Source organism: Allochromatium warmingii (assembly GCF_900107145.1).
GTDB lineage: Bacteria > Pseudomonadota > Gammaproteobacteria > Chromatiales > Chromatiaceae > Thermochromatium > Thermochromatium warmingii.
This window is the reverse complement of sequence record NZ_FNOW01000069.1, coordinates 1-3,324: the sequence shown is the minus strand read 5'-3', so window position 1 is coordinate 3,324 and position 3,324 is coordinate 1. Positions and strand designations below refer to the sequence as shown.

Genomic DNA, 3,324 nt, shown 5'->3' with positions numbered 1-3,324 from the left:
TGTGTTCCCTATGGGGCCATAGCTCAGCTGGGAGAGCGCCTGCCTTGCACGCAGGAGGTCGGGAGTTCGATCCTCCCTGGCTCCACCACTCCAGCCAGAGCGGCATCAGGTCAGACCAACTGGGACGACGAATCCAGTCCTCAAGGCTCACACGGCCACATTTGTACGATGACGTTTGTCGTCGTCTGCGTTGTGTGATGGTGAGTCTTCAGGACTTGGTTCATCCAAGTACCAACACGTAGTACAGAGTTCTTTAACAAAACGGTGAGATCGTAAGGCTTCTGAACGGATAGTCGTATCCGAATCAGAGCAACGTAGTAGGTGATGTCGCAAGACATGACTCCGAGCGTGCTTGGGGTTATATGGTCAAGTGACGAAGCGCACACGGTGGATGCCTAGGCGGTCGGAGGCGATGAAGGACGTGGTAGCCTGCGAAAAGTCTCGGGGAGCTGGCAAACAAGCATTGATCCGGGAATGTCCGAATGGGGAAACCCACTGAGCACAAGCTCAGTATCCTGACCTGAATCCATAGGGTCTGGAAGCAAACCAGGGGAACTGAAACATCTCAGTACCCTGAGGAACAGAAATCAACCGAGATTCCCTCAGTAGTGGCGAGCGAACGGGGAACAGCCCTTAAGTATCAGGGCAGTTAGTGGAAGTGTCTGGAAAGACATGCGGCACAGGGTGACAGCCCCGTACACGAAAGCTAACCTGGTATGAAAACGAGTAGGGCGGGACACGTGAAATCCTGTCTGAACATGGGGGGACCATCCTCCAAGGCTAAATACTCCCGACCGACCGATAGTGAACCAGTACCGTGAGGGAAAGGCGAAAAGAACCCCGGTGAGGGGAGTGAAATAGAACCTGAAACCGTGTGCGTACAAGCAGTCGGAGCCTGCGTATTAGCGGGTGACGGCGTACCTTTTGTATAATGGGTCAGCGACTTACTTCTCAGTGGCAAGCTTAACCGACTAGGGGAGGCGTAGCGAAAGCGAGTCTTAAATGGGCGTTTGAGTCGCTGGGAGTAGACCCGAAACCGGGCGATCTACCCATGGCCAGGGTGAAGGTGTGGTAACACACACTGGAGGCCCGAACCGGGATCTGTTGAAAAAGATTCGGATGAGCTGTGGGTCGGAGTGAAAGGCTAATCAAGCTCGGAGATAGCTGGTTCTCCCCGAAAGCTATTTAGGTAGCGCCTCGTGGGTTCACTGCTGGGGGTAGAGCACTGTTTCGGCTAGGGGGCCATCCCGGCTTACCAACCCGAGGCAAACTCCGAATACCGGCAAGTGCGACCACGGGAGACAGACGGCGGGTGCTAACGTCCGTCGTCAAAAGGGCAACAACCCAGACCGCCAGCTAAGGTCCCTAAATCATGGCTCAGTGGGAAACGATGTGGGAAGGCCCAGACAGCCAGGAGGTTGGCTTAGAAGCAGCCACCCTTTAAAGAAAGCGTAATAGCTCACTGGTCGAGTCGGCCTGCGCGGAAGATGTACCGGGGCTCAAGCCATGTACCGAAGCTGCGGATGCGAGTTTACTCGCATGGTAGGGGAGCGTTCCGTAAGCCGTCGAAGGTCAGTTGTAAAGCTGGCTGGAGGTATCGGAAGTGCGAATGCTGACATAAGTAACGACAAAGGGGGTGAGAGTCCCCCTCGCCGAAAACCCAAGGGTTCCTGCGCAACGTTCATCGGCGCAGGGTGAGTCGGCCCCTAAGGCGAGGCCGAAAGGCGTAGTCGATGGGAAGCGGGTCAAAATTCCCGCACCAGACACCACTGCGATGGGGGGACGGAGAAGGCTAGGTCAGCTGGGCGCATGGTTGTCCCAGTTCAAAGGTGTAGGAAGAGCAGCTAGGCAAATCCGGATGCTCAATTCCGAGACCCCATGACGAGTCTCTACGGAGACGAAGTGATTGATGCCCGGCTCCCAAGAAAAGCCTCTAAGCTTCAGGTGGTGTGTGACCGTACCCCAAACCGACACAGGTGGGTTGGGTGAGAATCCCTAGGCGCTTGAGAGAACTCGGGTGAAGGAACTAGGCAAAATGGCACCGTAACTTCGGGAGAAGGTGCGCCTCTGTGTAAGTGAAAGCCCTGCGGCTGGAGCTGAAGGAGGTTGCAGTGACCAGGCCGCTGCGACTGTTTATTAAAAACACAGCACTCTGCAAACGCGCAAGCGGACGTATAGGGTGTGACGCCTGCCCGGTGCCGGAAGGTTAAGTGATGGGGTTATCCGCAAGGAGAAGCTCTTGATCGAAGCCCCGGTAAACGGCGGCCGTAACTATAACGGTCCTAAGGTAGCGAAATTCCTTGTCGGGTAAGTTCCGACCTGCACGAATGGCGTAACGATGGCGGCACTGTCTCCACCCGAGACTCAGTGAAATTGAATTCTCGGTCAAGATGCCGAGTCCCCGCGGCTAGACGGAAAGACCCCGTGAACCTTTACTATAGCTTTGCACTGGACGTTGAACCGACTTGTGTAGGATAGGTGGGAGGCTGCGAAACGGTGACGCCAGTTGCCGTGGAGCCATCCTTGAAATACCACCCTGGTCTGTTTGACGTTCTAACCTCGACCCGTGATCCGGGTTAGGGACCGTGCATGGTGGGTAGTTTGACTGGGGCGGTCTCCTCCCAAAGTGTAACGGAGGAGCACGAAGGTACCCTCAGGTTGGTCGGAAATCAACCGTCTGAGTGCAATGGCATAAGGGTGCTTGACTGCGAGACTCACACGTCGAGCAGGTACGAAAGTAGGTCATAGTGATCCGGTGGTTCTGTATGGAAGGGCCATCGCTCAACGGATAAAAGGTACTCCGGGGATAACAGGCTGATACCGCCCAAGAGTTCATATCGACGGCGGTGTTTGGCACCTCGATGTCGGCTCATCACATCCTGGGGCTGAAGTCGGTCCCAAGGGTATGGCTGTTCGCCATTTAAAGTGGTACGCGAGCTGGGTTTAGAACGTCGTGAGACAGTTCGGTCCCTATCTGCCGTGGGCGTTGGAGATTTGAGGGAAGCTGCTCCTAGTACGAGAGGACCGGAGTGGACGTACCCCTGGTGTTCCGGTTGTTTCGCCAGAAGCATTGCCGGGTAGCTATGTACGGACGGGATAACCGCTGAAAGCATCTAAGCGGGAAGCCCCTCCCAAGATGAGATCTCCCTAGGTACTTGATACCTCTAAAGGTCCGTTGAAGACCACAACGTTGATAGGCGGGATGTGGAAGTGTGGTAACACATGCAGCTTACCCGTACTAATTGACCGTGCGGCTTGACCATATAACACCCAAGTGCGTTACAAAAAACCTTACGCTCTCACCGTTTCGCGGATCGCTGATCA

General features: G+C 55.2%; 1 tRNA gene and 1 rRNA gene. Both read left to right on the top strand.

Features of this window, described 5'->3' with window-relative positions:
• The first annotated feature begins 12 nt into the window (after positions 1-12).
• Positions 13-88 (top strand) — tRNA-Ala (locus BLW10_RS13235).
• A 276-nt stretch (positions 89-364) separates the two neighbouring features.
• Positions 365-3,263, top strand: a 23S ribosomal RNA gene (locus BLW10_RS13230).
• Positions 3,264-3,324 lie beyond the last annotated feature (61 nt).